General features: G+C 58.5%; 22 protein-coding genes. 17 read left to right on the plus strand and 5 right to left on the minus strand.

The window, feature by feature from the left end; translation table 11 throughout:
• Nucleotides 1–3: 3 nt before the first annotated feature.
• From G518_RS0112045 to lapB, 8 genes are all read left to right on the plus strand, one after another.
• The gene (locus tag G518_RS0112045; protein ID WP_028602758.1) at nt 4–570 is read left to right on the plus strand and encodes a DUF2059 domain-containing protein; all 567 of its coding nucleotides are present in this window, start codon (nt 4–6) and stop codon (nt 568–570) included.
• A 99-nt stretch (nt 571–669) separates the two neighbouring features.
• A complete protein-coding gene (gene pheA / locus G518_RS0112050) occupies nt 670–1,776 on the plus strand; it encodes a prephenate dehydratase (protein WP_028602759.1) in 1,107 nt (368 codons plus the stop codon).
• Nucleotides 1,769–2,644, plus strand: a complete 876-nt coding sequence (locus G518_RS0112055; protein ID WP_028602760.1) for a prephenate dehydrogenase — start codon at nt 1,769–1,771, stop codon at nt 2,642–2,644. The genes pheA and G518_RS0112055 overlap by 8 nt, the downstream gene beginning before the upstream one ends.
• Nucleotides 2,645–2,719: 75 nt before the next feature.
• Nucleotides 2,720–4,726 carry a bifunctional 3-phosphoshikimate 1-carboxyvinyltransferase/cytidylate kinase gene (locus G518_RS0112060; protein ID WP_028602761.1) on the plus strand — a complete coding sequence of 669 codons (2,007 nt, stop codon included), beginning with the start codon at nt 2,720–2,722 and terminating at the stop codon, nt 4,724–4,726.
• Between the two features lie 254 nt (nt 4,727–4,980).
• Nucleotides 4,981–6,666 (plus strand): 30S ribosomal protein S1, encoded by a 1,686-nt coding sequence (gene rpsA / locus G518_RS0112065; RefSeq protein ID WP_028602762.1) that lies wholly within the window; start codon nt 4,981–4,983, stop codon nt 6,664–6,666.
• Between the two features lie 126 nt (nt 6,667–6,792).
• The gene (locus tag G518_RS0112070; RefSeq protein WP_281170529.1) at nt 6,793–7,125 is read left to right on the plus strand and encodes an integration host factor subunit beta; all 333 of its coding nucleotides are present in this window, start codon (nt 6,793–6,795) and stop codon (nt 7,123–7,125) included.
• A gap of 121 nt (nt 7,126–7,246) precedes the next feature.
• Nucleotides 7,247–7,552, plus strand: coding sequence for a lipopolysaccharide assembly protein LapA domain-containing protein (locus tag G518_RS34860; protein WP_036594398.1), 306 nt, complete (start codon nt 7,247–7,249; stop codon nt 7,550–7,552).
• A complete protein-coding gene (gene lapB, locus G518_RS0112080; protein WP_028602764.1) occupies nt 7,542–8,702 on the plus strand; it encodes a lipopolysaccharide assembly protein LapB in 1,161 nt (386 codons plus the stop codon). The genes G518_RS34860 and lapB overlap by 11 nt, the downstream gene beginning before the upstream one ends.
• A gap of 50 nt (nt 8,703–8,752) precedes the next feature.
• Here the strand turns inward: lapB and G518_RS0112085 are convergent, their stop codons facing one another.
• On the minus strand, nt 8,753–12,535 hold the full coding sequence (locus G518_RS0112085) for a hydantoinase B/oxoprolinase family protein (RefSeq protein WP_028602765.1): 3,783 nt from the start codon (nt 12,533–12,535) through the stop codon (nt 8,753–8,755).
• 81 nt (nt 12,536–12,616) lie between these two features.
• On the opposite strand from G518_RS0112085, the gene G518_RS0112090 reads away from it, so the two are divergent.
• Complete coding sequence (locus G518_RS0112090; protein ID WP_028602766.1) at nt 12,617–13,615, plus strand: recombination-associated protein RdgC; 999 nt, start codon at nt 12,617–12,619, stop codon at nt 13,613–13,615.
• 65 nt (nt 13,616–13,680) lie between these two features.
• Nucleotides 13,681–14,061 carry a fluoride efflux transporter CrcB gene (gene crcB, locus G518_RS0112095; RefSeq protein WP_036594400.1) on the plus strand — a complete coding sequence of 127 codons (381 nt, stop codon included), beginning with the start codon at nt 13,681–13,683 and terminating at the stop codon, nt 14,059–14,061.
• Between the two features lie 70 nt (nt 14,062–14,131).
• On the opposite strand, the gene G518_RS34865 is transcribed toward crcB, so the two are convergent.
• The 3 genes from G518_RS34865 to G518_RS34870 form a co-directional block, all read right to left on the minus strand.
• Nucleotides 14,132–14,560 carry a TOBE domain-containing protein gene (locus G518_RS34865; RefSeq protein ID WP_051236486.1) on the minus strand — a complete coding sequence of 143 codons (429 nt, stop codon included), beginning with the start codon at nt 14,558–14,560 and terminating at the stop codon, nt 14,132–14,134.
• 50 nt (nt 14,561–14,610) lie between these two features.
• Complete coding sequence (locus G518_RS0112105) at nt 14,611–15,375, minus strand: TOBE domain-containing protein (RefSeq protein WP_028602768.1); 765 nt, start codon at nt 15,373–15,375, stop codon at nt 14,611–14,613.
• A 96-nt stretch (nt 15,376–15,471) separates the two neighbouring features.
• On the minus strand, nt 15,472–16,377 hold the full coding sequence (locus G518_RS34870; RefSeq protein ID WP_156909363.1) for an NHL repeat-containing protein: 906 nt from the start codon (nt 16,375–16,377) through the stop codon (nt 15,472–15,474).
• A 129-nt stretch (nt 16,378–16,506) separates the two neighbouring features.
• Between G518_RS34870 and G518_RS0112115 the strand changes: the two genes are divergently transcribed.
• From G518_RS0112115 to G518_RS0112145, 7 genes are all read left to right on the plus strand, one after another.
• Nucleotides 16,507–17,685 carry a methanobactin export MATE transporter MbnM gene (locus G518_RS0112115; protein ID WP_028602769.1) on the plus strand — a complete coding sequence of 393 codons (1,179 nt, stop codon included), beginning with the start codon at nt 16,507–16,509 and terminating at the stop codon, nt 17,683–17,685.
• 95 nt (nt 17,686–17,780) lie between these two features.
• Nucleotides 17,781–18,539 (plus strand): molybdate ABC transporter substrate-binding protein, encoded by a 759-nt coding sequence (modA, locus tag G518_RS0112120; protein ID WP_028602770.1) that lies wholly within the window; start codon nt 17,781–17,783, stop codon nt 18,537–18,539.
• Between the two features lie 60 nt (nt 18,540–18,599).
• A complete protein-coding gene (gene modB / locus G518_RS0112125) occupies nt 18,600–19,277 on the plus strand; it encodes a molybdate ABC transporter permease subunit (RefSeq protein ID WP_028602771.1) in 678 nt (225 codons plus the stop codon).
• Nucleotides 19,274–20,401 carry a molybdenum ABC transporter ATP-binding protein gene (modC, locus tag G518_RS0112130; protein WP_051236489.1) on the plus strand — a complete coding sequence of 376 codons (1,128 nt, stop codon included), beginning with the start codon at nt 19,274–19,276 and terminating at the stop codon, nt 20,399–20,401. Before modB ends, modC begins: the two co-directional genes overlap by 4 nt.
• 212 nt (nt 20,402–20,613) lie before the next feature.
• Complete coding sequence (locus G518_RS0112135; RefSeq protein ID WP_028602773.1) at nt 20,614–21,153, plus strand: TRAP transporter small permease subunit; 540 nt, start codon at nt 20,614–20,616, stop codon at nt 21,151–21,153.
• A gap of 47 nt (nt 21,154–21,200) precedes the next feature.
• Entirely contained in the window at nt 21,201–22,715 is a 1,515-nt protein-coding gene (locus tag G518_RS0112140) for a TRAP transporter large permease (RefSeq protein ID WP_028602774.1), read from the plus strand.
• Nucleotides 22,712–23,194 (plus strand): hypothetical protein, encoded by a 483-nt coding sequence (locus G518_RS0112145; protein WP_051236491.1) that lies wholly within the window; start codon nt 22,712–22,714, stop codon nt 23,192–23,194. The genes G518_RS0112140 and G518_RS0112145 overlap by 4 nt, the downstream gene beginning before the upstream one ends.
• Nucleotides 23,195–23,368: 174 nt before the next feature.
• Here the strand turns inward: G518_RS0112145 and G518_RS0112150 are convergent, their stop codons facing one another.
• Complete coding sequence (locus tag G518_RS0112150; RefSeq protein WP_028602776.1) at nt 23,369–24,514, minus strand: TRAP transporter substrate-binding protein; 1,146 nt, start codon at nt 24,512–24,514, stop codon at nt 23,369–23,371.
• Nucleotides 24,515–24,733: the final 219 nt, after the last annotated feature.

Genomic DNA, 24,733 nt, shown 5'->3' on the forward strand with positions numbered 1-24,733 from the left:
ACCATGGCACAACTTCCTTTAGCTGTCATTTTTGCGCTGTCGTGCGCAGTGGCAATGCCAGCAGCTGCTCAGGGCGCCGACGCCAAGCGCACCTTGGCCACCAAAATCTCGCAGATTCAGCAAAAATCCGATAGCGGAGCGATGGCCGAGCAATTGACGGCCAGCGCAGTTCAGCCTGTGATTGCTGCCTGGTCGCAACGCCTGGACGAAACCGTCCCGCCAGCACGTCAAAAAGAAGTGCGCGACCGCCTGGATGTGGAGCTGAAGAAATTCGCTGAAACCACGCAAAAAGCGATTGAAAGCCAAACTGCCAAGGCGGCCGACGCCACCTTGGTGCCCATGCTGATGGAAAAACTCTCGGAAGACGAGTTGAAAACCATCGTGACCTATCTCGAGTCCTCAGCGGCTGCGAAATTCCAAGCTTTGGGCTCTGATGCTACCAACGCCTGGGCAAAGAAAGTGATTGATAACACTCGTACGTCGGTTGAAAATGCGGCCAAATCATTCGATGCCGCCGCAAACCGGATCGTTGGTGCACCTGGCGCCCCTGCTGCCGGCACCAAGAAGTAAGTACCAGACTTGCTAGGGCGCCGCGCCAGCGTTTTGCACGCTCGCGCGGCGTTGCCGTGTACGATCGGCCCAGTTTCAGCTCTCCTTGCTTCAAGCGATATGAATTCGACCCCCGTGCAATCAGACGCCCTCGCCCACCTTCGTGTACAGATCGATAGTCTGGATTCGCAGTTGCTCTCGCTGCTGAACCAGCGAGCCAAGGTGACCGAAGAAGTCGGTGAACTTAAACGCCGTGAGGGCACGCCTTTTTTCCGGCCTGACCGGGTTGCACAGGTCATCGCCAAGATCCAGCACGCTAATACCGGACCGCTGCTAAACCAGCATGTGGGAGCCATATGGCGCGAGATCATGTCCGCGTGTCTCGCGCTCGAAGTACCTCATCGCGTCGCGGTGCTGGGACCTGAGGGGACTTTTACCGAGCAAGCAGCGGTCGAATTTTTTGGCAGTGCTGCCAACTTGATTCATTGCGCCAGCTTTGATGAGGTATTCCACGCCACTGCTGCTGGCACAGCCCAGTTCGGCGTTGTGGCAGTAGAAAACTCCACGGAAGGTGTTGTGGCACGCACGTTCGACTTGTTCAGGCATACGCCGGTTCATATCGTGGGTGAAGTCAGCCTGTTGGTGCGCCACAATCTGCTGCGTCAGACCACCGGGCTGGAGGGCATTGAAGTAGTCATGGCGCACCCGCAGGCGCTGATGCAGTGTCAGGGTTGGCTTGCAGCGCATCTACCCAATGCAGAGCGCCGCGCTGTCTCCAGCAATGCAGAAGGCGCGCGCCTGGCCGCCGGCAACCCAGCCTGGGCTGCGCTGGCAAGCGAGCGCGCTGCCGCGCAGTTCGGCCTGCACATCGTGACGCATGCGGTTCAGGATGAGGCCTACAACCGCACGCGCTTCGCTGTGATCTGCCTGCCGCAGACCCTGGGTATGCCTGAGGCCACGAGCAAGGACTGCACGAGCATCGTGGTTTCGGTGCCTAATACACCGGGCTCCGTGCACGATATGCTGACGCCGCTGAAAAAACACGGTGTCAGCATGACCCGTTTCGAATCCCGCCCCGCGAAGTCCGGCCAGTGGGAATACTATTTCTACATCGACCTCGCAGGCCATCCATCGCAGCCTCACGTGGCCGCTGCGTTGGCCGAACTACAGCAGCTGTGCGCGTTCTACAAGGTGCTGGGCGCTTATCCGCTGGGTCAAGATGTTTGAACAGTTGGGGTTGATTGGGTGCGGCCTCATGGGGGGCTCGTTCGCCCTTGCCATGAAGCGCGCGGGCTTGGTGCGCCGAGTCGTGGGCTACAGCAAATCACCCTCCACCACTGAGCGCGCCCGCCAGCTTGGGGTGATTGATGTTGAGGCGCCCTCCGCTTTATTAGCGGTATCAGGTGCCGACCTGGTCCTTCTGGCCGTACCTGTGGCCGCCACAGAATCCACGCTGAAGGCCATTCGCCATCTGATCGCCCCGAATGTCCTGATCATGGATGTGGGCTCCACCAAGCGCGATGTCGTTGATGCTGCGCGCCGTGTGCTCAAGCAAGACGTTGGTGTCTTTGTGCCTTGCCACCCTGCCACGGGGCGCGAGGTATCTGGCGTGGAAAACGCCGATGCAGACCTCTATACAGGTAAACAGGTTGTTCTAACGCCGATCGAACGCACCCGCACAGTGCAGTTGGAGCAAGCTGAGGCTTTGTGGCGCGCGCTCGGTTGCCCGGTGGTGCGGATGTCGCCCGAAACACACGACGCAGCATTTGCCGCCATCAGCCACCTCCCCCACTTGCTTGCATTTGCGCTGATGAACTCCATCACTGCTCAGGATCAGGGCGCGAAATTCCTCTCCCTGGCTGGGCCTGGCTTCCGTGACTTCAGCCGCATCGCCGCCGGTGATCCCGAGATGTGGCGCGATGTTCTCGTTGCCAACCGGGAAGAGCTCTCTGCGCAGCTAAGCCACTTCCAACACGCACTGAGTGATCTCCAAAGGGTCATCGACCACGGTCAGACGGACGAGTTGCAGCGCTTGATCACCCGCGCCAGCCACGCCCGCGCCAATTGGCAACTCGCCTCTGGCGCTTCGGACTGAGAAGGTGTGAACGAAGCCCTTGGGCACGCCGGACTCATTCACACTTTCTGAATTAATACCTCTCGTTTCCTCACCGTGTTCGACACCGAGTTCCTCGATATTCCCGCCCTTGCGGCGGCAAGCGGCGCCGTGCGCCTGCCCGGCTCCAAGAGCATTTCCAACCGCGTTCTGCTGCTGGCCGCACTTTGCCAAGGCAGTACCGTGGTTCACGATCTGCTCGAATCAGATGACACCCGCGTCATGCTCCAGGCCTTGCGCCAACTTGGTTGCGGAGTGGATCAAAGCGGGAGCCGTGCTGTCATTGAAGGCATAGGCGGCAAATCGCCCAATCGGCAGGCCAAGCTCTTGCTCGGCAACGCAGGTACAGCCATGCGCCCGCTGACGGCCGCACTGGCGGTACTTGGCGGCGACTACGACTTGAGCGGCATTGCCCGCATGCACGAGCGCCCCATTGGTGACCTCGTCGATGCGCTGCGCGCACTCGGCTGCAACATCGAATACACCGGACAACCGGGCTTTCCGCCCCTTCACATCGGTGAGCCCGCACTGAAACTTGACGCGCCCGTACCTGTACGCGGCGATGTTTCCAGCCAATTCCTGACCGCGCTGCTCATGGCGCTCCCATTGGCTGCCGGCCGGCCAGGCGCCTCCGACATCGTCATTAAAGTGGTGGGAGAGTTGATCTCTCGCCCTTACGTGGAAATCACACTCAAACTCATGGCGCGCTTCGGCATAGAGGTGCAGCGCGAGGGCTGGGAGCGCTTTGTCATTCCGGCCGGTAGCCGCTATAAGTCTCCAGGCCAGATCCACATTGAGGCTGACGCGTCATCCGCCAGCTATTTCATCGCCATGGGGGCCATTGCCTCCGACGCCAGCGGCGGCCAGGCCGGATTGCGTATAGAAGGCGTGGGCCAAGATTCGATTCAAGGCGATATCCGTTTCGTGGAAGCCGCCGCGCTGATGGGCGCCCAGACGAAAAGCGGGCCCAACTGGCTCGAAATCTCGCGCGGAGCCTGGCCTTTGAAGGCCATCGACATCGATTGCAACCACATCCCCGACGCCGCCATGACGCTTGCGATCATGGCCCTGTATGCCGACGGCCCCAGCCTGCTGCGCAACATTGCCAGTTGGCGTGTCAAGGAAACCGATCGCATTGCCGCCATGGCCACAGAGCTGCGCAAGCTCGGTGCCGAGGTCGAAGAAGGCGCTGACTTCATTCGCATCTCCCCTCCCGCAGTCTGGCGGGCGGCCAGCCTGCACACCTACGACGACCACCGCATGGCGATGTGCGGGTCATTGGCGGCGTTCAACCCTGAGCGGCTGCCGGTGCGGATTGAAGACCCAAAATGCGTTGCCAAGACCTTTCCTGACTACTTCGAAACGCTGTTCGGAGTCGCCCAGCCAGCCGTTCCTGTGCCGGTGATCTGCGTTGACGGCCCGACGGCCTCGGGCAAAGGTACTCTGGCGGGAGAACTGGCCAAACGATTGGGTTACCACTATCTCGACTCCGGGGCGCTTTATCGCCTGACAGCGTTCGCAGCCCGTCAAAAAAACCTGGAACTGGATGCGGCTCATGAGGGGCGAATTGCCGATATGGCGCGCCAGTTACCGGTGCGCTTCGTTTCGGGATCCATCTGGCTCGCAGGAGAAGACGTCTCGGAAGCCATCCGGACGGAGGCCGCTGGAATGGATGCCTCACGCGTTTCAGCCTTACCGGACGTACGACGAGCGCTATTAGATTTGCAGCAAAGTTTCGCCCGCTTGCCCGGTCTGGTGGCCGATGGCAGGGACATGGGCACCGTTATCTTCCCGGCAGCTCCCTTGAAGGTGTATCTCACCGCCGATGCTTCTCAGCGCGCGGAGCGGCGCCATAAGCAATTGATTTCGAAGGGAATTTCGGTTAAAATTTCGACCCTTCGCGCCGATTTGGAGGCGCGCGACGAGCAGGATAAAAACCGCACCGCCGCGCCCTTGAAGCCAGCGCAGGACGCATTGCTGCTCGATAACTCCCAATTGACCATAGAAGCTTCGGTCAATCAGGTTTTTGAGTGGTGGCAAGAGCGGCAGCCATTTTCAGCCTGAATCAAGGCTGTTCGGTTAGCCGCTAGGTACGCGTGAAAAACGCGTCACGCAATGTGTGGTGTAGGCGAACGAAAGTTCAAACCATGCATTTTTCAGTATCACTGGCGTATTTGCCGCACATCGGGCGGCTTCCGTTTCAGTGGTTTTTTCAACCTAACCGCAGCTTTTTGCTGTACCCCATCCGCAGGTAGCCTTTACAAACGATGGCAATTTCGCCGCCGTGCAACCTACTTCGTGGATCTCAGGAAAACTTAATGTCTGAATCTTTTGCCGCCCTGTTCGAAGAATCCCTGCAACGCACGGAAATGCGCCCAGGCGAAGTCATCACCGCTGAGGTGGTGCGTGTCGAACACAACTTTGTCGTCGTCAATGCTGGGCTGAAATCCGAAGCCTACATTCCAATCGAAGAATTCAAGAACGACCAGGGCGAAGTTGAAGTCGAGCCAGGTGCATTCGTACCTGTGGCCATCGGCTCCATCGAAAACGGCTACGGCGACACCATTCTGAGCCGTGACACGGCCAAGCGCCTGGCCTCTTGGCTGGCACTTGAGAAAGCACTGGAATCCGGCGATTTCGTTACCGGTACCACCAGCGGCAAAGTCAAGGGCGGCCTCACTGTGCTGGTCAATGGCATCCGTGCCTTCCTGCCAGGCTCGCTGGTCGACACACGTCCAACCAAGGACCTGACTCCGTACGAAAACAAAACGCTGGAGTTCAAGGTCATCAAGCTGGACCGCAAGCGCAACAACGTCGTGCTGTCACGCCGTGCTGTGGTCGAAGCCAGCATGGGCGAAGAGCGCGCCAAGCTGATGGAAACGCTGAAAGAAGGCGCCATCGTTCACGGCGTGGTCAAGAACATCACCGAGTACGGCGCATTCGTCGACCTGGGTGGCATCGACGGCCTGCTGCACATCACCGACATGGCCTGGCGCCGTGTACGCCACCCTTCCGAGGTGGTCACTGCCGGTCAAGAAATCACCGCCAAGATCCTCAAGTTCGACACCGAGAAAAACCGTGTCAGCCTGGGTCTCAAGCAAATGGGCGACGACCCATGGATGGGCGTCAGCCGCCGCTACCCACAAGGTACCCGCATGTTCGGCAAAGTCACCAATATCGCCGATTACGGCGCGTTTGTTGAGCTGGAGCCAGGCATCGAAGGTTTGGTGCACGTGTCCGAAATGGACTGGACGAACAAGAACGTTGCACCTTCCAAGATCGTTTCGCTGGGCGACGAAGTCGAAATCATGGTTCTGGAGATCGACGAAGACAAGCGCCGTATCTCCCTGGGCATGAAACAGTGCCGTGCCAACCCATGGCAAGAGTTCGCGCAAAACACCAAGCGCGGTGACCGCGTCAAAGGCCCGATCAAATCGATCACCGACTTCGGCGTGTTCGTTGGCTTGGCTGCCGGTATCGATGGCCTGGTGCACCTGTCCGATCTGTCCTGGAACGAAACGGGTGAAGCCGCTGTTCGCAACTACAAGAAGGGCCAGGAAGTCGAAGCTATCGTTCTGGCCGTCGATGTGGACCGCGAACGCATCAGCTTGGGCATCAAACAGCTCGACCAAGACCCGTTCACCACTTTCGTGACCGTGAACGACAAAGGCCAGATCGTTTCTGGCAAGGTCAAGACCGTGGACGCTCGTGGCGCAGAGATCGATCTGGGCAACGACATCCTGGGTTACCTGCGTGTTTCCGAGATCAGCCGCGATCGCGTGGAAGATGCCAGCCAAGTGCTGAAAGTCGGCGACGAAGTGACCGCTGTGGTGGTTAACGTTGATCGCAAAACGCGCAACATCCAGTTGTCTGTGAAGGCCAAGGATGCTGTTGATCAGCAAGAAGCCATCCAATCGCTGAGCCAGCAATCGTCACGCGAGCATGCAGGCACCACCAGCCTGGGCGCTCTGTTGCGCGCAAAACTGGACTCCAGCGACAAGTAATCAGCCTCCCCCGAAGCGCCTCTTTGGGGCGCTTTCTTCACGGGCCACCCTGTGCAATCCCAACTCAAAAAGCTGGGGCCACAGGGGTTCTTTGAAGGAACGGGGAGCTGATTCACCCAGGGGGCGATAACGCATCCTGACGCTGAATCTCACATGACTCGATCAGATCTCGTTGAATTGCTGGCCGAGCGTTTTGGCCAGTTAACCCATCGCGACGCAGAAGCGGCCGTGAAGACCATTTTGGATACGATGAGTGACGCACTAACGCGCGGCCACCGCATCGAGGTCCGTGGTTTTGGCAGTTTCTCTATCAATCGCCGCGCGCCACGTCTAGGACGCAATCCGCGTACCGGTGAAAGCGTGCAGATTCCAGAACGGCGTGTACCGCATTTCAAGCCAGGCAAAGCCTTGCGTGAAACCATTGGTGCGCAATCCGTCGATATTGAAGAGACCGTTTAAGGTTGATCCGCATTTTTATGACAAATGGCTTCAAGGCTCTACAACGACTGCGCTTTGCGCTGTGACTTGTAGACTGTTATTTGTCATGGCATAAAATCTTTCCCGCTCGGGAAGAAAAGACATGACCAGGCTCACCCGGCTGCTGAAGTGGATACTGAAGGCAGCCATTTTTTTTGCCCTCTTCGCATTCGCGCTGAATAACCAGCACGATGCAACTGTGCACCTGCTGTTTGGCCACCAGTGGCGGGGCCCCATGATGCTGATCGTGCTGGCTGCGTTTGCGCTTGGTGTAGTCGTGGGCGTCTTGGGGATGCTGCCCGGTTGGTGGAAACGCCGTACGCCGTCGTCGCCCGCTCCTATACCTCCCACAGGTGCTTCCACACGGACTGACGGTTCACCGCTACCTTCTCCACCGCATGGAATTTGATATTAGCTGGATCTTGCTGGGCTTGCCGATCGCTTTCGCGCTCGGGTGGCTAGCCTCGCGCCTGGATTTACGCCAGCTTCGCATCGAAAATAGACAAGCCCCAAAGGCCTATTTCAAGGGACTGAATTACCTGCTCAATGAGCAGCAGGATCAGGCCATTGACTCGTTCATTGAGGCCGTTCAGAACGACCCTGACACATCCGAGCTGCATTTCGCGCTGGGCAACCTGTTTCGCCGCCGTGGCGACTATGAACGCGCCGTGCGCGTCCATGAGCACCTGCTCTCGCGGGCAGATCTTGCAAAAGGCGACCGCGAACGCGCACAGCACGCCCTTTCTCTCGATTTTCTGAAAGCGGGCTTGCTTGATCGCGCCGAAGACGCTCTGCGCAAGCTGGACGGCACACGCTTTCAGGAGCAAGCATGGCTTACCCTGCTGGCCATTTATGAACGCTCCCGGGAGTGGCCGCAAGCAGCCGAAACGGCCCAACGCTTGCAGCAGGCCGGACACGGTGATTTCGCCAGTCGGCTGGCCCACTATCTGTGTGAGCAAGCGGCCACAGCGCTTGTACGCGCCAAGGACCCGGCCAATGCACGCACCCTTTTGGAAAAAGCCATTCAGGACGCCCCTCAGGCTGCCCGCCCGCGCATTCAGCTGGCTGCCCTGTTAACGACGCAAGGTGATCAAGCCAGTGCATTCGAAATGCTGGAGAGCCTGCAACAAAATGCTCCTCAGGCTTTGCCGCTGGTAGCGGCAGAGTTACTCCGTACGGCACAAGCCAGTGGGCAGATCACGCGTGCGATCACCCTGCTCACTCAAAGCCACGCGGAATCGCCCTCGCTGGATGTCGCCGAAGCAATCGTTCAGGCTGAGATAGCCGGCGGCACCCCTGCCGAAGAAGCGCGCCAATGGTATGTTCGGCACATGCAGCAGGAGCCCTCGCTGATCGTTGCGGCACGCTGGCTAGCACACGAGCCTTTCGCCAATGAACAGGCGCATCCTGTGGTGCAGAAATCGCTTGACCATGCAGCGCGCCCGCTCGCTCGCTACCGCTGCGCCGCCTGCGGTTTTGAGGCACAGGCTTATTTCTGGCAATGCCCCGGCTGCCAGGCCTGGGACAGCTTTCCACCGCGCCGCGTGGAAGAGTTGTGAGAACCTGAATTCGGTTACGGCTAGGCTCTCGTTACGGCCACTGCGGTAGTTCACACCGGAGTTCCAAAACCTCCTCCACCAGGGGTGTGAATCTCAAAGACATCCCCTGGCTGCATTTCTGTACTGCCGATGTGGCCAAGCTCTTCTATGCGCCCGTCAGCTCTCACCACGCGGTTAATTCCCACCGCGCCCGCACCGCCACCAGCCATACCAAACGCGCCCTGCAGGCGCCCATTGCTGAGAATGCTCACGGTCATCGGTGCCAGGAAGCGTACCCGCCGTATGCCCCCATTGCCGCCTGGCCAGCGGCCCTTGCCGCCAGAATCAGGGCGTATTTCATAGCTTTCCAACTGGACGGGGAAACGCCATTCGAGCACCTCTGGATCTGTCATCCGTGAATTGGTCATGTGCGTCTGCACCACGCTTGTGCCCGGAAAACCTCCTGAGAGCTGCCCCTGGCTGTCGAAGATGCCACCAGCTCCAGAGCCACCGGAGATGGTTTCGTAGTACTGAATGGCACCGTTGCCAAAAGTGAAATTGTTCATGGTGCACTGGCTGGCCCCCATCAATCCCAGGGCGCCAATGAGCGCGTTGGTGATGCAGGTGGAGGTTTCCACATTGCCGGCCACTACAGAGGCCGGCGGTTGGGGCTTCAGCATGCAGCCTTCTGGAATGATGATCTCAATTGGTTTCAGGCAACCGGCATTGAGCGGGATGTCGTCATCGACCAGCATGCGAAAGACGTAAAGTACCGCCGCCATACACACTGCAGTGGGCGCATTGAAGTTATTGCTTTGCTGCAGTGATGTGCCTGTGAAATCTACTTTGGCGGTGCGGGATTCAGCGTCGATCGTCACTGCCACCTGAATCTGCGCGGCGTTGTCCATGGTGAGCGTAAAGCTTCCGGCCTTCAGCCGAGCTGCCAGTCTAGTGATGGCGCGGCGCACCGATTCCTCCGCGTTATCTTGCACATGCTGCATGTAGGCCTGCACCACATCGAGCCCGAATTGATCGAGCATCTTGCGCAATTCCTGAACCCCTTTCTCGTTGGCTGCAATCTGCGCTCGCAGATCCGCCATGTTCTGCTGCGGGTTGCGGCTCGGGTACTCGCCGGAGGCCAGTAAATCGAGCATTTCTTTTTCTCGCAAATGGCCTCGATCAACCAGCTTGACATTGTCGATTTGCACACCCTCTTCTTCTATGCGGGTTGAAAAGGGAGGCATAGAGCCGGGTGAAATACCTCCAATATCGGCGTGATGGCCTCTGCTTCCCACATAGAAAAGAGGCTGTTCAGCGGCCGCGGAGTGTTCCGCCTGGGCATCACCGCTTTCACGCAATGCTGCAGGAATCAGGGCCTCGCCCGCAGCATAGACTGGCGTGATGACCGTGATATCCGGTAGGTGGGTTCCACCGTGATAGGGATCATTCAATACAAAAACGTCTCCGCGTTGCGTAGTGCCTTGGTTTTCCCGGATGACGGTCTTGATGCTCTCTCCCATGCTGCCCAGATGCACGGGCATATGAGGAGCGTTGGCGATCAGGTTGCCCTGTGCATCGAACAGAGCACAGGAAAAATCGAGTCGCTCCTTGATGTTCACCGAGTAGGCCGTGTTTTGCAACTGCAGCCCCATTTGCTCCGCTATGTTCATGAAGAGGTTGTTGAAAACCTCCAGCAGAACTGGGTCCACGGAAGTGCCTGCCGCGAACTGAAGCACCCGGTCAGTACGCCGCTCCAACACAATGTGATTGAGAGCCGTCAGGCGGGCTTCCCAGCCTGGCTCAAGCACCGTGGTGGCATTCTGCTCTGCAATGATGGCAGGCCCCGGAAATACGTCACCCGGGCGCAGATCATCTCGATCGATCAGTGCAGCCTCCATCCATTGCGGTTGGCCATCCAAACCGGAGGTGTAGATGCGTACGGTGTCTCGGCGCGGCACCTCCCGTGGTGGGTGCAAGGGCTGCGCCTCTTCGGAAGGTGCCGTACCCGCCACCACTGCTTCTACCGACACGGCCTCAGCTACCAATGCCTTGCCGTGCATCAAAAAGGCAAAGCGCTGACGGTACGCCGTCTCGAACGCCACGGTAATTTCTTGCATCACGGCATCATCAGATGTCTGCCCACCCTGAAGATGCGGAAACGGCAAGATAAGCGCGGAATCTGTGCCTTCATAGCGTACGTGCACGCGCCGGTGAATGGTGATGTCTCCACGGCTGCCCTGCTGTCGCTCAAGCTCGCCCTGAGCGGTCAGAGCCAATTGACCAAGGACATCCCGAAGGGTGGAAATAGATTCGGGCTCCAGCCGCTGCTCAATGGCTGTCTCGCGCATGACATTTTGATCGGCCAGGCCCATGCCATAAGCAGACAACACACCAGCCAACGGGTGCACCAGCACCCTTTTCATGCCAAGGGCATCAGCTACTGCGCAAGCATGCTGACCACCGGCACCGCCGAAGCATTGAAGTGTGTAACGCGTCACGTCATAACCGCGTGCCACACTGATTTTTTTGATGGCGCCGGCCATCTGCTGCACAGCGATCTTGATGAAACCGTGCGCCACATCTTCAGCAGAGCGACCGGCAGACTCCGCCATCTCGGTGAACCGCTCGCGCACCACATCGGCATCGAGCGCCTGGTCTGCGCTCACTCCAAATACCTTGGGAAAATGCGCAGGCTGTAGCTTGCCAACCATGACGTTGGCATCGGTTACGGCCAATGGCCCGCCCCGCCGGTAGCTGGCTGGACCGGGGTTGGCACCAGCGCTCTGCGGGCCCACACGAAAGCGCGCACCATCAAATTGCAGGATAGATCCTCCGCCTGCCGCCACGGTGTGGATGCTCATCATCGGCGCGCGCATGCGCACGCCTGCCACCTGTGTTTCAAACTCCCGCTCGAATTGACCAGCGTAGTGGCTCACATCCGTGCTGGTGCCCCCCATGTCGAAGCCGATCACTCGTGGGGCGACATCCGTCTGCGGGGAAAAATGCGGGTATGCCAGCTCCGCTGTACGGGCCATGCCCACAATACCGCCTGCCGGGCCTGAAAGGATGGCATCTTTGCCCTGAAATGCGTGCGCATCCGTCAGTCCCCCTGACGATTGCATGAAGAGTAGTTTGACGCCAGGCATTTCACCCGCTACTTGTTCCACATATCGGCGCAAGACAGGCGAAAGATAGGCATCGGCTACGGTCGTGTCGCCCCGGCTGACGAACTTCATCATCGAGCTGGTTTCGTGGCTGGTGCTGACTTGAGTAAATCCGATCTCGCGCGCCATTGCAGCTGCGATTTGCTCATGCTCGCCATGACGGTAACCGTGCATGAACACGATGGCCACTGAGCGTAGGCCCCGTTGGTAGTGCTCCAGCAGGTCTTTTCGCAAAAGAGGCTCATCCAGGGGTCTATGCAATTCACCCCGTGCGCCTACTCGCTCGTCCGCCTCCACCACGGCGCAATAGAGCAACTCAGGCAGCACAACGTGGCGATCAAACAGCCGGGGGCGGTTTTGGTAGGCGATGCGTAAGCCATCCTTGAGGCCGCGCGTAGTGACGAGCAGCGTGGGCTCCCCCCTTCTCTCCAGTAGCGCGTTGGTAGCCACAGTGGTGCCCATCTTCACGCACTCCACCAGTTCCGGCGTGATGGCTTGCCCATTTTCCAGGCCCAGCAAATGCCGAATGCCAGCCACAGCCGCATCCGCATACTGCTCCGGGTTCTCCGATAAAAGCTTGTGCGTAACGATGCCGCCGTCGGGTCGACGGGCGACCAGATCGGTGAAAGTGCCACCTCTATCGATCCAAAATTGCCACCGATGAGAAGCGAGAGCCTGCTTAGAGGACATATTTCTCCTTTGTCCGACCCATATTGTGGCTAAGATGCCGGTCCGGGCCCTTTAGGGCCGTTCATGACAGGTTGAGTTCTCGTGTTCAAGAATCTGATGCTGTACCGTCTTGGTCCCATTTGGCCCGCGACGGCAGCGCAACTCGAAGAGGCGTTGGCTGCAGAGCCTTTCGTCGAATGCGGCGCTTCGCAGCAAAAATCCAGTGGCTGGGTCCCGCCCCGCGGCGAGGAGCACGGCGCGCTGGTTGAAACAGTCGCTGGCCAATGGATCGCGCGGCTGGCGATCGAAACCAAAGCAGTGCCGGGCGAAGCCGTCAGGCGCAAGACGCAGGAAGCCATCGAACACATTGAAAAAACCACCGGTCGCAAGCCTGGCAAGAAGGAAACGCGGGATCTGCGTGACGACGCCCTTCAGTCCCTGCTGCCTCAAGCCTTTCCACGGCTAGGCCACATCACGCTTTGGATCGATCCCGAAAACCGCTGGCTGGTGCTCGACGCCAGCGCGCAAGGCAAGGCGGACGAGATCATCTCCAGCCTGTCTCGCGTTTCAGGCCAGGGTTTTACCGTGAGTCTGCTGCAAACCAAGCTTTCCCCACAGGCGGCCATGTCCGCGTGGCTGGCCGCGGAGTCGGAAGAAGAACTCCCGGAAGCTTTTCACGTGGAGCGCGAATGCGAACTCAAGGGCAGCGGAGAAGAGCCATCGGTCGTCAAATTCAGCCGACATGACCTTGCTACCGACGAGGTGCGCCAGCACATCCGGGAAGGCAAGCTTCCCACCCGGTTGGCGCTGGGCTGGCAAGGCCGGGTGGGCTTCACGCTCACGCAGACGCTCCAGCTGAAAAAGATAGCCTTCCAGGAAGGCGTTTTCGAGGAAGGCACCAAAGACAAGGACGAAGACCGCTTCGATGCCGACGTCGCCTTGTCTACTGGTGAGTTGGGCGCGTTGATACCGGATCTGATCGAAGCCCTGGGCGGGGAAGCCGAACCCGGCGCTCTGGATGTCAATGCCCCTGCAGTGCCCGCCAAAGCCCCTCAAGAGTCCGCCGCACCGGTAGCAGACGATGAGGACCCACCTTTTTGAGCTAAGCGCATGATCAAGGTATCTTCGTAGAGACTTTGATCGCACTCCAGAAACGGATACACCTCATGCATGCCGTCATCGCCATCTGCCTTGGAGCCTGCGTGGGGTCTCTAGCGCGTTGGCAGCTTGGAATCTGGATGAACCAGCCTGGCGCCTGGATGCCCTGGGGCACCTTGGCGGCCAACCTGATTGGTGGTTATCTGATCGGCATCTGCGTGGCGGTTTTTCACCATCACCCGGAACTGGATCCAGTTTGGCGTCTGGCACTGATCACGGGATTTCTAGGCGCACTAACCACGTTTTCCAGCTTCAGCGCTGAGGTGGTCGACATGCTAATGCAGCAACGCTACCCACAAGCCCTGGGCACTGTGGCCCTGCACCTGGTTGGATCGCTGCTGATGACCATTGCCGGAATCAGATCAGCGTACCTGATCATTGCGAGGTAACACCCTGAGCCTGCGACGACAGGGCGAGCTGGCACTGTTGACCGCTATAGAGCTTGAGCCAACCGAGAGATCAGCCCGGCACGCCCACGATCACGCTGGATGCTTTGAAAAGCGCCGTGGCTGGCTGGCCTGGTACGAGGCCCAGCCTGTTCGCACTTTCTTGTGTCACGATGGCCGCGACGCGGGAGCCACCAGGCAGATCGATCACCACTTCGGCATTGACGGCACCTTGTTGTACTTGAGTCAAGGTACCAGAGAAGCGATTGCGGGTGGAAAAGCGGGCGCCCGCCTCGTCGGTGACGACGATGACCGACGAGGCCTTCACCAAGGCGAACGCCGCCTTCCCTGGCTCCAGCCCCAAGTTCACTACGCTTTCGTGTGTGAGAACGGCGACGACCTTCAAGCCGCTAGGGGTCGTGATCTCCACCTCGTCATTGACAGCTCCAGGCTTCACCCCGGTGACGGTTCCATCGAACTGATTACGTGCACTCGTTTTCATAGCAAAACTCCTTCAAATCAAAAATTGACAGATTCATGGTGCATAAAGTATCAGGCAAGTGCCAGCACCACGGCACTCCCCTCTACATGCGCCTGCGCTTTACTGCCCGCACGCAATCGATTGGGGCGCGCTGCAAACCCGACCAACTGCTGCCCAGACGCCAACGTCAACACCAACTCATCTGTACTGGTGCCGCGAGCAACTCGCAGTACCCTGCCCGGCAGGCAATTACCGGACTCACCGGAGGCATCAGGGACATCAGAATCACCAGGCTCAATACGGACCGCCGTTGCCTTGCACAGCGCCAATATGGGCTGCCCTGGCTTTAGCTCCAAAAGCTCAATGCTTTCACGCGTCACGAATGAGGTCAGCTCATGGCCTCCCGGTAACGCTACTACGGCGCGCACCATTGGATCGCGAGCTCCGGCGCTCTCCAGCCGCGCCACCACGCAAGGCAAATGGTTGCGCATGCTGGTACGCGGGCCTGTCAACACGCCAATTGAAGGCGAATTGATTCGGTCCAGCACATCGCGACGCGCGGCATCCATCTGCCCTGCTGCTTCCAGTAAACGCGCTCCAGCGGGTGTCAGCCGCGCGCCACCGCCACCGGATCCACCGACGCTGCTGTCCACCAAGGGCTCGCCAGCCAGGTTGGTGAGCGTATGAACGGCCTGCCAAGCCGCTTTGTAGCTAACGCCCGCTGAGCGAGAAGCCTGAGAAATGGATCCGTGCAGACCCACCAGGTGCAGGATCTCAATGCGCTTGTCAGCGCGGGCATAACCCAGTGAGAAAGCAGATAGTGGCTTGGTTTTCATGCGTCGTATTTTGCATTGACTAATGACAAGAACACGAGCGAAAGCGCCCCCACAAGAAATTCCTGGAGGGCGAGGTGCTTAGCTGCTTCTTTGCAGTCAATCCAGCGGCACGATCCGGATCGAAGAAGGATCTCCAGTCTGAGCACCCACCACGGCAGCGAACAGCCGGCTGTTTTTACTGTCCACAGCGATGCCGCGGATTCCAGGCCAACCAGTTGCCAGCACTTTCATGGCACCGTTTGCGCCAATCTGATAGAGCTTGCCGCCGCTTCCGCCCACGTAGACGGTGCCATCCGGGCCGGCCGCCATCAGGTCCAGGCCGTCCAAAGTGGTGAACGTAGCCAGAGTCTGGCCGCTCTCGGCCGTGACCGCTTTCGCCCGAGCAGCAGACAGCGAATACACGCCGATCCTCGCGGTATTCTGGTCTGACACGATGAGCCTGTCCCCAACGACTGCCAGCCCTACGGGTTTGCCCAGACCCGTGACCAGTTCTTTCTCAGTCCCCTGCCCAGCACTCACCGCCAGTTGGCTGACGCTGCCCGTACCACCTCTGATGAACCATCCATCCACCAGTGCGCCGTCAGGCGCGGTGGTGATGCCAATGCGCCTGCGCAGCGCATCCAGCCCACTCACATTGAATGGCGCACCTGACTTGGGTACTGCGACCACTGTGCCATCCGTACCAAAACCAAAGCGAGTTGTGTAGAGCGTGCCATCGGTGCCACGTGTCAACTGACCTAGCGTTGCCCCGCTGGTAGGTGCGGTCGGCAAAGTTGCAAACGTGCTGAAAGTTTTATCACCATCCCAGACCTTGAGGGTGTTGGTGCCATCGTCTGTGAGATAGAGCTTGGATTCTGTGGAATCCCAGTACAAGCCGTTGAGCTTTGCGTTGATGGAAATGGTGGTTGGGCCACGATCAACGTCATCGTCGCCGCCACACGCGGTAAGCGAAAGCACCGCGGCCATAGCGCCACCAAGCAAGACACGCGCGAAGCGGCTCAAGGAACCTCTCCGTTCCATCGAATTAAAAGCCATTGTGTTCAATTTCCGTCTCCCTCGGGTTGTGGTTGAATATCGATTCGCTATTCTATTATTGAATAACGGTACAAAAACGAGTCATCAGGATCCACGATGCAGTTCTCCTTCCTCACCCTCCCTGCCACCACAGCCTTGACACTGATTCTGGCCGCCGCCTGCTCCGCTTGTGGTGGCGGTTCCTCTGCCGAGGCACCGCCGGCACCAGTGCCTGACACCTGGGCGTGGTCTTTGCCGGAGGGATTTTCTCCACCAGTCGTGCCAGAAAACAACCCCATGAGCGAGGCCAAGGTCGAGCTGGGTCGCCATCTATTTCATGAGCCCCGTCTATCTGTCAACGGCACCCTCTCATGTGCTGGTTGCCACGCCTCGAACCTGGCGTTTTCTGACAATCGCGCCCTGGGTCGCGGCGCCACCAGCCAAAACCACCCCAGGAACTCGCCGGGCTTGATCAACGTGGCCTACAACCTCACCCTGGACTGGGCGAATCCCGCGCCTCGTACGCTTGAAGCACAAATGCACGGGCCAGTCTTCAATACCAGCCCCATCGAATTGGGTATCAACGATTCCAATCGGGAACAAGTGCTGCAGCGCTTGAAGGACGATTCGCAGTATCCGGCGCGCTTTGCCGCCGCCTTCGCGAAAGAGTCCACTCCCATTCATTGGGACAATGTCATCAAGGCCATCGCCGCATTTGAGCGCACCATCATTTCTGCCAACAGCCGCTACGATCAAGCGCGCGCCGGCACAAGCTCACTCAGCGCCACAGAGCAACGCGGACAACAGCTGTTTTTCGGAGAACGTGCGCTGTGCGCGCAATGCCATGCTGGCCCCAATCTAGGGGGTGGTGCCTTCGCTGCCACAAATGGAATCAGCGGCTCAGCGACGTTCTACAACATTGGTCTGTTCAACATGGGCGGCACGGGCGCCTATCCTGAACCGAACCGCGGCTTGTTCGAGTTCACAAAGCGCCTCGAAGACATGGGGAAATTTCGTCCTCCGAGCTTGCGCAACATCGAACTGACAGCGCCCTATCTCCACGACGGCAGTGCCGCCACGCTGGAAGCCGTGCTCGACATCCACGCGGCTGGTGGCCGCGAGGTAGGCAATGGTCCGTACGCTGGCGATGGTCGTGCCAACCCCTACAAGGACCCTCTGATCAACAAGATACAGATTACTGAACAAGACAAATCCGACCTCGTGGCTTTTCTCAAGACGCTGACGGACACCTCGGCGTTGAACAACCCCCGGTTTTCAGATCCGTTTTCCAAATGATTGGTCGATTACACTCGCTATTCCAACATTGAATAGCGATTACCCAGGTCACGTTATTCGTATCGCTTACCCATCTATCTGTCTGAGGAGTCAACATGCGATCCCATCTCCGCCGCCTGCTTACCTTGAGCGCCGCGCTGGCCTTCTCCGCTTTCGCCCACGCAGAGTCCGTTCAGGTCGCCGTGGCAGCCAACTTCACCGCTCCGGCAAAAGCACTGGCCGAGATTTTCGCCAAAACGACCGGGCATGAGGCCAAGCTGTCCTTTGGAGCCACTGGTGCTTTCTACACCCAGATCAAGAACGGCGCACCCTTTGACGTTTTCCTGGCTGCCGATGACGAGCGCCCAGGCAGGCTTGAGAAAGAAGGTGACACGGTCGCGGGCTCCCGCTTTACTTACGCCATTGGTCAACTAGCGCTTTGGTCGTCCAAGACTGGTTTCGTGGATGGTGAGGGTGCTGTGCTCAAGAACGGCCAGTTCAACAAGATCGCAATCGCCAACCCCAAGCTAGCCCCTTACGGCGCGGCTGCCGTTGAAACGATGGAAAAGTTGGGCCTCACAGCAGCGCTACAGCCCAAACTGGTTACCGGCGAAAGCATAGGCCAGACTTATAACTTCATCGCCACCGGCAACGCGGAGTTGGGCTTCGTGGCACTGGCGCAAGTGCTTGACGGCGGAAAACTGAAAAACGGCTCAGTGTGGGTTGTGCCTGCGAAGTATCACGCCCCTATCGTGCAAGACGCTGTCATCCTCAAGCGCGCAGCCGCCAATCCCGCAGCCAAGGCCTGGATGGAGCTTCTGCGCTCTCCACGCACCAAAGATTTCATTCGAAGCTACGGCTACGAGGTGAAATAAAGCGTTATCAAAAGAACAGAGGACCGGGGAGAGATATTCAGGTGAGGCATCATCAGGCGCATGCTTGACTCCACCAGCATCGCCGCCATTCGGCTTTCTATTGAGCTGTCGATTCTGACAACAGCAATTTTGCTGGTGGTCGGCACCCCTTTGGCCTGGTGGATCGCACGGGGGCGCTCGCGCTGGCGTTTGCCGGTGCGCTCCCTGGTGGCGCTGCCGTTGGTGTTACCACCTTCAGTCTTGGGTTTTTACCTCCTGGTGGGACTGGGGAGCAATGGCCCCTTGGGCCAACTAACCCAGGCACTGGGTTGGGGCCTGCTCTCCTTTACCTTCTGGGGCCTGCTGTTAGGCTCCATGGTGTATTCACTGCCGTTCGTGGTGCAGCCGCTCATCAACGCCTTCGAATCCTTCGGCGACCGGCCACTCGAAGCAGCTGCCACGCTACGCGCCGGCCCGCTGGACCGCTTTTGGCATGTGGCCTTACCCCTGGCGCGTCCTGGCTACCTGACCGGAGCCGTCATGGGCTTCGCGCACACACTTGGCGAATTCGGCGTGGTCTTGATGATCGGTGGGAACATTCCTGACAAGACTCGTGTGATCTCAGTGCAAATCTACGACCATGTGGAGGGCCTGGAATACACCCAGGCGCACTGGCTGGCAGGGGGCATGCTCGTGTTCTCGTTCATAGTGCTGCTGGCCTTGCACTGGGTACAACCACAGCAAAGGCAGCGAGCATGAGTTACGCCGCTGCGCCCCAGACGGCACACCCTTTGGAAATTCAAGCTCGCGTGAGCTTCGGCGTTGCTGCAGAGGCCTTCACGCTGGATGTTGATTTAGCACTCCCCGGCCATGGTGTGACAGCCTTCTTCGGCCCCTCTGGTTGCGGCAAGACTACCCTGCTGCGCGCCGTAGCCGGCCTGGAACGCCCGAACCCGGGGCGGATCAAGGTCAGCGGCGATACCTGGCAGGACGACGATGCAAACACTTGGCTGCCTACCCATCAACGCCCTTTGGGTTATGTATTCCAGGAAGCCAGCCTTTTTTCACATCTTTCGGTGCAAGGCAACCTGGATTTTGGATTAAAGCGCGTGCCCGCCGGTGAACGCCGCATCGCACTCGATCAGGCCATTGAACTGTTGGGAATTGGTCATCTTCTGTCTCGCCGACCAGCCCAACTATCGGGAGGCGAACGGCAGCGCGTGGCGATCGCCCGTGCACTTGCCACCAGCCCGCGCCTGCTCCTGATGGATGAGCCGTTGGCAGCACTCGATGCAGCCCGAAAAGCGGAGTTGTTGCCCTACTTCGAGAGGCTGCAACGCGAGCTGGCGCTCCCCATCCTCTATGTCAGCCATTCACTGGACGAGGTTGCTCGCCTGGCCACGCACTTGGTCTTGTTGAGCAATGGCCGCGTTCAAGCCACCGGCGCCACCTCCGAGCTCCTCACAAGGCTTGACCTGCCGTTGGCGCATGGCGATAACGCCAGCGCGGTGATTGAGGGGGAAGTCACCGGCCTGGACATTGCATGGGATCTTCTGCAAATTCGTTTTACTGGTGGCATGCTGCAATGCGTTCATGCAGCCGATAGTCGGCCACGCCCTATCGGCGCCCGCCTGCGCGTGCGCGTACTGGCACGTGATGTCAGCCTCGCGCTGACACCAGCGCATGACACCAGTGTCCTCAACGTATTGCCCGCCACCGTCCGCGCAATTACGCCCGACGGCTCCGCACAAGCGCTCGTCACCCTGGATGCTGGTGGTACGACCTTGCTGGCACGTGTTACCCGCAAATCGGCCGACATCCTTCATCTCGCGGTTGGACAGACTGTTTTCGCACAGATCAAGGCGGTGGCGGTTCTGAACTAGGGCAGATTCGCTCTGAGCGTGTGGTCAGGACATCAGGGATGACCCCCTGCCAAGCCTCCAAACAGGCTCACTACAATTGCAGACATCGTCTGGCGCTCCAAGAGCTTGCTCAAAATCTCCCCGCAGAGACTTCTAGCATGCTTTAGAGCTCAAAATTCGGCGCAACCACGGCATACCTGCCCTCATTGCCTTCATGTTTCGAGTATGACCGTATGCAAATTCTGCTCAAGTTCGCCTATTTAGTTGATTGGATTTCCTCACGCCTTAGCCGGTTCGCCGCCTGGGCCGTGCTGGCTGCCGCGCTTATTTCAGCAGGTAACGCGATCACACGCTACGGGCTGGACCTCAGCTCCAATGCCTGGCTTGAAATCCAGTGGTATTTGTTCGCTGCCACTGTGATGCTGGGTGCGCCCATCGTTCTCAAGTACAACGAGCATGTGCGCGTGGACATCCTCTACGGCAAGCTCAAGCGCAATGGTCCAGTCTATGTGGATCTGTTCGGGTTGATCTTTTTCCTCTTGCCCGTGATGGCCCTGATGTTCTGGCTCACGGCCCCCTTCTTCTGGAATATGTACCAGACCGGTGAGCGCTCAGGCAACATTGGAGGCTTGATACGCTGGCCTGCAGCCATTCTCATGCCCATAGGCTTTGGCACCATGTTCCTGCAAGGAGTGGCCGAAATCATCAAGCGGGTCGCCTATTTACGGGGCCTGATCACGATGGAAACGCACTACGAAAAGCCGGTGCAGTAAGCCCTTCTCCCCGCCCCCTCACACAACAAAAACGAACGAGCATCACCATGCATATGGAGAATTTCGCCCCGATCATGTTCGCCGGACTAGTGGTGATCATGCTGATAGGGTTTCCAGTCGCGTTTTCATTGGCTGCCCTAGGCCTGTTTTCCGGCTTCTTCGCCATCGAAATGGGCTGGTTTCCGGCCAACTTCATGGCCAACCTGCCGCTCAACGTTTTTGGCATTCTTTCTAACGAAACCCTTCTTGCCATCCCATTTTTCACCCTGATGGGCGCCATACTGGAGAAGTGCGGCCTGGCAGAGGACATGCTTGATTCCATGGGCCAGTTGTTTGGCCCTGCCCGTGGGGGCTTGGGCTACTCAGTCATCATCGTAGGTTTCATTCTGGGCGCCATTACGGGTACCGTGGCTGGCCAGGTGATCGCGATGGCGATGATTTCGCTGCCCATCATGATGCGCTACGGCTACAACATGCGCTACGCCACGGGCGTGTTGGCCGCCTCCGGAACCATTACGCAATTGGTGCCGCCATCCCTGGTGCTGATCGTGATGGCCGACCAATTGGGTACGGACGTAGGCCAAATGTACAAAGGCGCCTGGGGTCCTTCGATCTTGCAAGTGCTGATCTTTGCCGCGTATACGTTCCTGGTCACACGCATACGGCCAGATTACGTACCGGCTCTCCCGCCCGAAGCGCGAACTCTTCATGGCTGGGCGCTGTGGGGCAAGTGCCTACGCGGCATCATCCCATCTGCGATCCTCATCTTCGCGGTGCTGGGCAGCATGGGCGGCTTGCCGTTCCAAAGCCACGCTATTGCCACACCGACTGAAGCGGGCGCCATGGGCGCGGTGGGCTCCCTGATTTTGGCCGCAGTTCATAGGCGGTTGAATTGGGAGTTGCTGCGCGGAGCCATGGAAGGCACCATGCGCATGACCGCTATGGTGGTCTTCATTTTGATCGGATCGCGGGTGTTTTCCTTGGTATTCCAGGGTGTAGACGGCGCCGTCTGGATTGAGCACATGCTCACAGGTCTTCCCGGTGGCCAGATCGGCTTCTTGCTTGTCGTCAACCTGTTCGTCTTCTTCCTGGCGTTCTTCCTGGATTTCTTTGAAATCGCCTTCATCATCTTGCCTATGCTGGGCCCCGTGGCGGCCAAGCTGGGCATCGACATGGTCTGGTTCGGTGTGTTGCTGTGCGTGAACATGCAGACCTCTTTCATGCATCCGCCATTCGGCTTTGCCTTGTTCTACCTTAGAGGCATTGCAGACACTCTCTTCAAGAACAAGGTACTGCCTCGTAAGGTGGAATCGCGAGACATCTATCTCGGAGCCATCCCGTGGGTGTTCATGCAATTGCTGTTGGTGGTGATTGTGATATTCGTCCCGCAAACGGTCACCGTTTTTCTGGATAAGAAAGTGGTTGTGGACATCAACAAGGTCACGCTTGAAATGCCCGAAGAGATGCAACAACCCGGTGGAGACACGCCGCCCAATATGGAGAACCCGTTCGACACACCCGGTGAGCCAGCTTCGGCAGCAGAGCCGGCCGAAAAGCCATGACGCTGCCAGACTCGCCTATAGATCATTCAACCCCTGATGAGGCCCCGGCTGAAAGTCCGGCCTTCCCGAAATTTCTGCGCATCGTTGCCGCGGTGATCATGTTCGATCTGGTGGTCTGGTCCATCTGGATGTGGCCCAGGTTCCGCGATGCAGACTGGACTACAAGCGGCTTGGTATTGTGGGGCGCAGCAGCAGTGATGATGCTGTGGGTGGGCTGGTGGATTGTCCGCAGCCGCACCCGCCTGCATGAGGGGGAACTGTCTCAGACCTGGATCTGGAATAAGCGTGTGCGCACGAATGACGTCGCGCAATTGAAGCTGGTTCACCTGCCATGGCTGGAGCGCATCATGGCGCCCCGATTATTGGTCCGCCGACGCAACGGAACCACGCTCTGGTTTCACTCCGCCGATGCCCGCCTGCTTTCCAACTTCGCTGAACAAGTAGCCACTCCTAGCGCTTTTATGGCCCGCAAGGACTAAGCCACAAAGGTTTATCGGCTAGTGGCTAGTGAAATAGGGGCCCCACGCTCCCCAGCTTTGCGTAGTCCGCTGCCCCCCGAGGGGGTAGCGTTTTCATCTTTGGGGCGGGCAAAAAAAACCGCCGGCGCTAAGCCGGCGGTGTGAGAGAACAGAAGCCCTGAAGGCTTCTTGTTCTTAGAGTTTTTGCATCTGCATGAAGCGGTCGAATCCACCCTCGGCGTAGCGGAACCATACGTTCGAATCAGCCAGGAATTTGGAGTAATCAGGGTAGATTTTCTTCCACTCTGGGTTGCTGTTGTTCAGATCGCTATAAATCTGCTGTGCGGATTTAAAAGCGGCGCTCATCACATCAGGGGTGAAACCCCTCAGCTTAGTGCCAGCACCAACCAGTTCTTTGATCGCGATGGGGTTCTTGGCATCGTACCTTGCCTGCAAGGTGATATGGGCATGCGAAGCAGCAGCCTCAACCACAGCCTTGTATTCCGATGACAGACCTTCCCAGGCCTTGCTGTTGATGTAGAAATCCAGCTGAGGACCACCTTCCCACCAACCGGGGTAGTAGTAGAAGGGAGCAATCTTGTTGAAGCCCAGCTTCTGGTCATCGTAAGGACCCACCCACTCCAACGCGTCGATAGTGCCTTTTTCAAGCGCTGGATACAGATCCGCACCTGGGATCGACTGCGGAATCACGCCAAAAGGCTCAAGCACCTTACCGGCGAAGGGGTTGGTACGGAATTTAAGGCCCTTAAGGTCCGCCACGGACTTCACTTCCTTGCGGAACCAACCACCCATCTGCGCGCCGGTGTTCCCGCCTGGCAGATTGACGATGTTGTACTTGGCATAGAACTCGCGCATCAGCTTGAGGCCATTGCCCTCATACATCCACGAGGTCATTTGACGTGAGTTGAAACCGAAAGGAATTGCGCAACCCAGGCAGAAAGTAGGGTCCTTGCCGTAGAAATAGTAAGGCGCCGTATGGGCCATTTCGACGGACGCTTTTTCCACTCCATCCACCACGCCGAATGCGGGCATCAGTTCGCCACCGGCATGTACAGAAATCTGAAACTTGCCGCCGGTCATGTCGCTGACCTTTTTCGAGAAGACCTCAGCGGTACCGTAAATAGTGTCTAGCGATTTGGGAAAGCTGGAAGCCAGGCGCCAGCGAATGGTTTGACCAGTTTGAACTGCTGGTGCGGCTGGCGCTGCAGGAGCTGCAGCAGGCGCCGCAGCGGGGGCGGGAGCCTCAGTCTTGCCGCACGCAGCGAGCAAGCCTGCCAACCCGGCAACACTGGATTTTGCGATCAGTGAACGACGATCCATTTTGAATAATCTCCTCTTTGGGCGAAAAGTAACAAATTTTTGAGAATTACAGTGTAGGTGCGCCTATGGACAACAGCCATTAGGGATTCACCTGCTAGATAGAGCTCCCCCTGAGTCGCTTACGCGCCTTCCCCCTGAGGGGGACGCAGCCAGCGGCCTGGCAAAGCCAGCTCCGCGGCTACCCTCGTATGGCCTGCTCTGCGGCCTTCTGGCTGTTAC

The organism is Ottowia thiooxydans DSM 14619, assembly GCF_000422885.1.
GTDB lineage: Bacteria > Pseudomonadota > Gammaproteobacteria > Burkholderiales > Burkholderiaceae_C > Ottowia > Ottowia thiooxydans.

Coding starts and splice junctions, on each gene's coding strand:
- pheA (WP_028602759.1), top strand. CDS start 670: ATGAATTCGACCCCCGTGCAATCAGACGCCCTCGCCCACCTTCGTGTA.
- G518_RS0112045 (WP_028602758.1), top strand. CDS start 4: ATGGCACAACTTCCTTTAGCTGTCATTTTTGCGCTGTCGTGCGCAGTG.
- G518_RS0112105 (WP_028602768.1), bottom strand. CDS start 15,375: ATGAAAACCAAGCCACTATCTGCTTTCTCACTGGGTTATGCCCGCGCT.
- G518_RS0112145 (WP_051236491.1), top strand. CDS start 22,712: ATGACGCTGCCAGACTCGCCTATAGATCATTCAACCCCTGATGAGGCC.
- modA (WP_028602770.1), top strand. CDS start 17,781: ATGCGATCCCATCTCCGCCGCCTGCTTACCTTGAGCGCCGCGCTGGCC.
- G518_RS0112085 (WP_028602765.1), bottom strand. CDS start 12,535: ATGTCCTCTAAGCAGGCTCTCGCTTCTCATCGGTGGCAATTTTGGATC.
- crcB (WP_036594400.1), top strand. CDS start 13,681: ATGCATGCCGTCATCGCCATCTGCCTTGGAGCCTGCGTGGGGTCTCTA.
- G518_RS0112055 (WP_028602760.1), top strand. CDS start 1,769: ATGTTTGAACAGTTGGGGTTGATTGGGTGCGGCCTCATGGGGGGCTCG.
- G518_RS0112140 (WP_028602774.1), top strand. CDS start 21,201: ATGCATATGGAGAATTTCGCCCCGATCATGTTCGCCGGACTAGTGGTG.
- modB (WP_028602771.1), top strand. CDS start 18,600: ATGCTTGACTCCACCAGCATCGCCGCCATTCGGCTTTCTATTGAGCTG.
- G518_RS34865 (WP_051236486.1), bottom strand. CDS start 14,560: ATGAAAACGAGTGCACGTAATCAGTTCGATGGAACCGTCACCGGGGTG.
- G518_RS0112150 (WP_028602776.1), bottom strand. CDS start 24,514: ATGGATCGTCGTTCACTGATCGCAAAATCCAGTGTTGCCGGGTTGGCA.
- rpsA (WP_028602762.1), top strand. CDS start 4,981: ATGTCTGAATCTTTTGCCGCCCTGTTCGAAGAATCCCTGCAACGCACG.
- G518_RS0112115 (WP_028602769.1), top strand. CDS start 16,507: ATGCAGTTCTCCTTCCTCACCCTCCCTGCCACCACAGCCTTGACACTG.
- modC (WP_051236489.1), top strand. CDS start 19,274: ATGAGTTACGCCGCTGCGCCCCAGACGGCACACCCTTTGGAAATTCAA.
- lapB (WP_028602764.1), top strand. CDS start 7,542: ATGGAATTTGATATTAGCTGGATCTTGCTGGGCTTGCCGATCGCTTTC.
- G518_RS0112135 (WP_028602773.1), top strand. CDS start 20,614: ATGCAAATTCTGCTCAAGTTCGCCTATTTAGTTGATTGGATTTCCTCA.
- G518_RS34860 (WP_036594398.1), top strand. CDS start 7,247: ATGACCAGGCTCACCCGGCTGCTGAAGTGGATACTGAAGGCAGCCATT.